The sequence below is a fragment of the Tardiphaga sp. genome (assembly GCF_028290785.1).
Lineage (GTDB): Bacteria > Pseudomonadota > Alphaproteobacteria > Rhizobiales > Xanthobacteraceae > Tardiphaga.
Map to the genome: position 1 here is coordinate 1 of NZ_JAQGJD010000343.1, position 6,268 is coordinate 6,268.

At 65.2% G+C, this 6,268-nt stretch carries 4 protein-coding genes; 3 read left to right on the top strand and 1 reads right to left on the bottom strand.

Annotated features, from left to right (window positions below; all coding sequences use genetic code 11):
* The 3 genes from JWR89_RS22075 to JWR89_RS22085 form a co-directional block, all read left to right on the top strand.
* Positions 1-651, top strand: a 651-nt coding sequence (locus tag JWR89_RS22075; RefSeq protein ID WP_299720151.1) for an ABC transporter ATP-binding protein, incomplete at its 5' end; no start/stop codon positions are given.
* Positions 652-847: 196 nt separating this feature from the next.
* Positions 848-2,080: an amidohydrolase family protein gene (locus tag JWR89_RS22080; protein ID WP_299720152.1), complete on the top strand. Its 1,233-nt coding sequence runs from the start codon at positions 848-850 to the stop codon at positions 2,078-2,080.
* Positions 2,081-2,093: 13 nt separating this feature from the next.
* Complete coding sequence (locus JWR89_RS22085) at positions 2,094-3,272, top strand: amidase (protein WP_299720153.1); 1,179 nt, start codon at positions 2,094-2,096, stop codon at positions 3,270-3,272.
* 169 nt (positions 3,273-3,441) lie between these two features.
* Here the strand turns inward: JWR89_RS22085 and JWR89_RS22090 are convergent, their stop codons facing one another.
* The gene (locus JWR89_RS22090) at positions 3,442-5,790 is read right to left on the bottom strand and encodes a Tex family protein (protein WP_299720154.1); all 2,349 of its coding nucleotides are present in this window, start codon (positions 5,788-5,790) and stop codon (positions 3,442-3,444) included.
* Positions 5,791-6,268 lie beyond the last annotated feature (478 nt).

Below are 6,268 nucleotides of genomic sequence, written 5' to 3' on the forward strand. Positions count from 1 at the left end.
CAGGTGAAGCCCGGCGAGATGGTGGCGCTGATCGGCGCCAATGGCGCCGGCAAGTCCACCATGATGCGCGCCGTCGCCGGCCTGTTGCGCCCGGTGCAGGGCGACGTGATCCTGAACGATATCCGAATCGAGCGCTTCGAGGCGCACCGCATTGCGGCGCGCGGCCTCGCTCTGGTGCCGGAAGGCCGCCAGGTATTTCCCGAGATGAGCGTCTACGACAACCTCGAACTCGGCGCCAACACGCGTGAGAACGTCGATTACGCCACCGAGATCGAGGCGCTGCTGACGCGCTTCCCGCGGCTGCGCGACCGGCTGCACAGCCGGGCAGGGCTGTTGAGTGGCGGTGAACAGCAGATGCTGGCCATCGCCCGCGGCATGATGGCGAAGCCGCGCATCCTGTTGCTCGACGAGCCCTCGCTTGGCCTCGCGCCCGCGATGATCCAGGAATTGTTCGACGTGCTCGCCGATCTCAGAGACGAGGGCATCACGATTCTGCTGGTGGACCAGATGGCGGTCCTCGCACTCGCGGTCGCCGACCGCGGCTATGTCATCGACTCCGGCAGAATCGTCCGCGAGGACAGCGCGGAAAATCTCGCCAGGGACCCCGAAGTGGAAGCCGCCTATCTCGGCCACGCCGACGCCGCGCAATGATGCAAAGCACTCCGCTCCACAATGCGATCGTTCCCCGGACGCGGTGCACTGCGCCGCGTCTTGGTGGCGTGGTGCGCCGCAGAGCCGGGGCCCCGGTTGGGTGCGGAAGAAACCGGGATCCCGGATCTGCGCGGCAGCACTTCGTGCTGCAGCGCGTCCGGGAAACAATCTCATCGCTTCATCCAAGGACCCACCCATGACCTTCGATCTCATCCTGCGTAACGCCACCATCGTCGATCGCGATGGCGTCGCCGATATCGGCATCAGCAACGGCCGCTTCACCGCCATCGAGGCGAGCCTGCCAACCGGCGCGCCGGAGGAAGACGTCGACGGTCGTCTCGTCATCCCCGGCTTCGTCGAGACCCACATCCATCTCGACAAGTCCTGCCTGCTCGGCCGCTGCAATTGCGAGAAGGGCACGCTGGAGGAAGCCATCGGCGAAGTCGCGAAAGCCAAGCGCGGTTTTACCGAGGAAGATGTTTACGCGCGCGCCGCGTCCACCCTGGAGAAGGCGATCAAGCACGGCACCAACCGGATGCGCACCCATGTGGAGGTTGATCCCCGCGTCGGCCTGACCAGTTTTCGCGCGTTGAAGCAGTTGAAGAAGGACTACGCCTGGGCGATCGAGCTGCAGCTCTGCGTGTTTCCGCAGGAGGGCCTGCTCGACGATCCCGGTTGCGAGGACGTGATGCGGCAGGCGATGCAGGAGGGTGCCGACGTGGTCGGCGGTGCGCCGTACATGGACAAGGATTCGCACGGCCAGATCGCAAAAATCTTCGAGTTGGCGAAGGAGTTCGGCACCGACATCGACTTCCATCTCGATTTCGCGCTCGATCCCACGCATCTCGATCTCGTCGAGGTCTGCCGCCTGGCGGACGCCACCGGCTGGGGCGGTCGCGTCACCATCGGCCATGTGACGAAGCTGTCGGCAATGCCCAAGGTTGATTTCGAGGCCGCCGCCAAACGTCTCGCGGACGCCGGTGTAGCCGTTACCGTGCTGCCATCAACCGACCTGTTCCTCACCGGCCGCGACGCCGAGTTCAACGTGCCGCGCGGCGTCACCGCGGCGCACAGGCTGCGCGCGCTCGGCGTCAACGCCAACATCTCCACCAACAACGTGCTGAATCCGTTCACGCCGTTCGGCGACGTGTCGCTGATACGCATGATCAACCTCTACGCCAATGTGCTGCAGGTCGGCACCACAGGCGAACTCGCCGGCTGTTTGGACATGGTGACTTCGGCCTCGGCGAAGCTGCTTAACCGCACCGACTACGGCATCGCCATTGGCAACCCGGCCGACATTGTCGTGCTGGATTGCGAGACCAAGACGCAGGCGGTATGCGAGATCGCGCAGCCACTGTTCGGCCTCAAGCGCGGCGTCCGCACCTTTACCAGGCCGGCAGCGTCGCTGCATCGGCCGACGAACTAATCACGGAGACCTCATGCCGATCAACGACACGCTGAACGCCTTTGTCGCCCATGGCCGCATCGAGGTGCAGACGACGCAACAAGGCCCGCTGGCGGGCCTCAGCTTCGCCGTGAAGGACTTTTTCGACATCGCCGGCATTCCCACCGCGGCCGGCAGCCCGGAATGGCTGGCGACCCACCCGGTGCCGACCGTCTCGACGCCGATCTACGATCGCCTGCTCGCGGCCGGCGGAAAATTCGTCGGCAAGACCCACACCGATGAACTCGCCTGGAGCCTGAACGGCGAAAACGCCCATTACGGCACGCCGACCAATCCCGCAGCAGCAGGCCGGATTCCCGGCGGCTCCTCCAGCGGCTCGGCCTCGGCCACATCCGGCGGCCTCGTCGACTTCGCCATCGGATCCGACACCGGCGGCTCGGTGCGTCTGCCGGCGAGCTATTGCGGCGTCTACGGCATCCGCACCACCCACGGCCGGATTCCGCTGACCGCCGCGGTGCCGCTGGCGTCGAGCTACGACACCGCCGGCTGGTTCGCGCGGTCACCTGTCATCATGGAAGAGGTCGGCCGCGTGCTGCTCGACAACGTCCGCCCGGCGCGGCGTCCGACGAAGCTGCTGATCGCGCGCGACCTGTTCAATGCGGTCGATCCACGGGTCAGTGCCGCGCTGCAGCCGGCGCTGGATCATCTGATCGGGTTGATGGGCGGCAGCGAGGACGTCGATGTCGCCCATGGCGACTATCCGGCATGGCGCAATGTGTTTCGCGTGCTGCAGTCGGAAGAGGCCTGGGCCGCGCACGGCGAATGGGTCACCGCGGTGAAGCCAAACTTCGGCCCCGGCGTGAAGGAACGCTTCGCGGCTGCGGCCGTGATGGATCCGAAAGAGATCGCGGAAGCGAAAGCGCTGCGTGAAAAGATTACGGCGCGATTGCTGTCGCTGATGACGAAGGACACCATCATGGTGGTGCCGACTTCGCCGGGCATCGCGCCGCTCTTGAACACGCCGGCCGATCAGCTCGACCTGTTCCGCGCCCGCGCCATCGAGCTGCTGTGTCTCGCCGGCCATGCTGGCCTGCCGCAGATCTCGATCCCCGCCGCCACGCTGGACGGCTGCCCGCTCGGGCTGTCGATCATCGGCGGCCGGAACTGCGACGAGGACATTCTGGCGATGGCGGTGGAGATGGGGCAGGCGTAGCCACGCACATGTCGTCCCGGACCAGTGAGCGAAGCGAACGCCGATCCGGGACCCATAACCACCGTCAGCTTTGATAGTTCACTGGCGTCAGCCCCGGCGCGCCACATGCCGACAGCGTGTATGGGTCCCCGCTTTCGCGGGGACGACAGGGGAGAGGCCTTCGCCTCGCTTACTTCCCCTTCCCCGCGCCCTTTTCCGCCGCCCGGCGCAGCGCTTCCGCGAACGCACCACCCGCCGGGGCTTCACCCTGCTTGCGCGGCGCCGACGAACTCATCGATTGCCGCTCGTTGACGCGCGGGCCGCGATCCGCCTGCGGGCGGTCGGCTTTCGGGCCCACCGCGTCGTCCATCCGCAAGCTTAGCGCGATGCGTTTGCGCGCGACTTCGACTTCCAGCACCTTCACCTTCACGATGTCGCCGGACTTCACCACTTCGCGCGGGTCCTTGATGAAGGTCTTGGACATCGCCGAGATATGCACCAGCCCGTCCTGGTGCACGCCGATATCGACGAAGGCGCCGAACGCCGCGACGTTGGTCACCGTGCCTTCGAGGATCATGCCTGGCTTGAGGTCGCTGAGCTTCTCGACGCCCTCCATGAACACCGCGGCCTTGAACGCCGGACGCGGATCGCGGCCGGGCTTCTCCAGTTCGCGCAGAATGTCGGTCACCGTCGGCAATCCAAACGTCTCATCGACATAGGCCTTCGGCTGCACCTGGCGAAGTATCTCGGCGTTGCCGATCAGTGCCTTGATGTCGCTCTTGGTCGCCGCCAGAATCTTGCGAACGATCGGATAGGCTTCGGGATGGACGCCGGAGCGGTCCAGCGGATCTTCGCCGTCGCTGATCCGCAAAAAGCCCGCGCATTGTTCGAACGCCTTGGGTCCGAGCCGCGGCACTTCCTTCAGCGCCTTTCGCGACTTGAACGGGCCGTTGGCATCGCGGTGCTGCACGATGCTCTGCGCGAGGCCGGAGCCGATGCCGGAGACCCGCGCCAGCAACGGTGCGGACGCGGTGTTGACGTCGACGCCGACGCCGTTGACGCAATCTTCGACGACCGCATCCAGCGAACGCGCCAGCTTGCTCTCGCCGAGATCGTGCTGGTACTGCCCGACGCCGATCGCCTTCGGATCGATCTTCACCAGCTCCGCCAGCGGATCCTGCAGCCGCCGCGCGATCGACACCGCGCCGCGCAAGGTCACGTCGAGCTCCGGCAGTTCTTCCGACGCAAAGGCCGACGCCGAATATACCGACGCGCCGGCTTCCGACACCACGATCTTCGCCATCTTCAGGTCGGGCAACAGCTTCACCAGTTCCATCGCCAGCTTGTCGGTCTCGCGCGACGCGGTGCCGTTGCCGATCGCGATCAGCTCGACCTTGTGCTTGACGGCGAGCTTGCCGAGCGTCGCCAGCGACGCATCCCACTGCCGCTGCGGTTCGTGCGGATAGATCGCGAGGGTATCGACCACCTTGCCGGTGGCATCGATCACGGCGACCTTGACGCCGGAGCGGAAGCCGGGATCGAGCCCCATGGTGACCTTGGCGCCGGCAGGTGCCGCCAGCAGCAGGTCGCGCAGGTTGGAGGCGAACACGCGCACCGCTTCGGTCTCGGCCGCGGTCCACAGCCGCATCCGCAGGTCGATGTTGAGATGCACCTGGATCTTGGTGCGCCACGCCCAGCGCACCGTCTCGGTCAGCCACTTGTCGCCGGGGCGGCCCTGATCGCTGATGCCGAAGCGCTGCATGATCTTCATTTCATAGGAACTGACGACCACCGCGGTTGAGGGCTCGGCGGGCGGCCGCTCCGGCAGCATGGCGAGGTCGAGCACCTCTTCCTTCTCGCCGCGGAACATCGCGAGAATGCGATGCGACGGCAGCTTGGTGAGCGGCTCGTTGAAATCGAAATAGTCCTTGAACTTCTCGCCCTCGGCCTTCTTGCCGTCGCGCACCTTCGAGGCCATCAGGCCGTTCGACCACATCTGCTCGCGCAACGCGCCGATCAGGTCGGCATCTTCGGCGAAGCGCTCGACCAGAATCGATCGCGCGCCATCCAGCGCCGCCACCACGTCGGCGACCGCCTTGTCAGCATCGACAAAAGCTTCGGCGACTTTCTTGGGGTCGTTTTGCGGTTCGGTGAGCAGCAATTCGGACAATGGCTCGAGGCCGGCTTCCTTGGCGATCTCCGCCTTGGTGCGGCGCTTCGGCTTGAACGGCAGGTAGATGTCCTCGAGGCGGCCCTTGGAGTCCGCGGCCATGATGGCGGCGAGCACCTTGTCGTCGAGCTTGCCCTGTTCCTTCACCGATTCCAGGATCACCAGCCGGCGCGCTTCCAGCTCGCGCAGGTAATTCAGCCGCTCTTCCAGATTGCGCAATTGCGTGTCGTCGAGCGCGCCGGTGATTTCCTTGCGGTAGCGGGCGACGAACGGCACCGTGGCGCCGCCGTCGAGCAACGCCACGGTCGCTTCGACCTGCTGCTCGCGCACGCCCAGTTCTTCCGCAATCTGTCGATTAATGTTGGCCACGCAAAGTTCCTTCGAAAGATTGTGACGGTTGAACGACCGCCGTCGGGAGACGCTTATGAACCCATGCCGGGCGATTCATCAACCCTGATGAGGCGCGCGAAATTGTGCTGTGGATCGTATTGTCTTGACATCGAAATCATCGCGCCGGTGTCAGGGTCCGATCACCGGAATAGCCCGTAAATCCGCGCATTCGCCAGCGTTCGTCATGGCCGGCGCAGGCCGGCCATCCACGTTCTCCCGCGCAGAACATCGTGGATGGCCGGGATGAACCCGGCCATGACGCGGAGAGGCTTTGCCACGCGATCACTTACTAAACTGCACCGCGAAAATATAACACTGGCCCGCCGCGCCCGATCTGTGTAGACGAACGTTCCTCCCGGGAGCGATGATGTCTACTTGCGGTCTTGATTTTGGAACGTCGAACACGACGCTCGGCACCATGGTGGGCGATGTCCCGGTGCTCGCGGAGCTGGAAACC

Coding starts and splice junctions, on each gene's coding strand:
- JWR89_RS22080 (WP_299720152.1), top strand. CDS start 848: ATGACCTTCGATCTCATCCTGCGTAACGCCACCATCGTCGATCGCGAT.
- JWR89_RS22085 (WP_299720153.1), top strand. CDS start 2,094: ATGCCGATCAACGACACGCTGAACGCCTTTGTCGCCCATGGCCGCATC.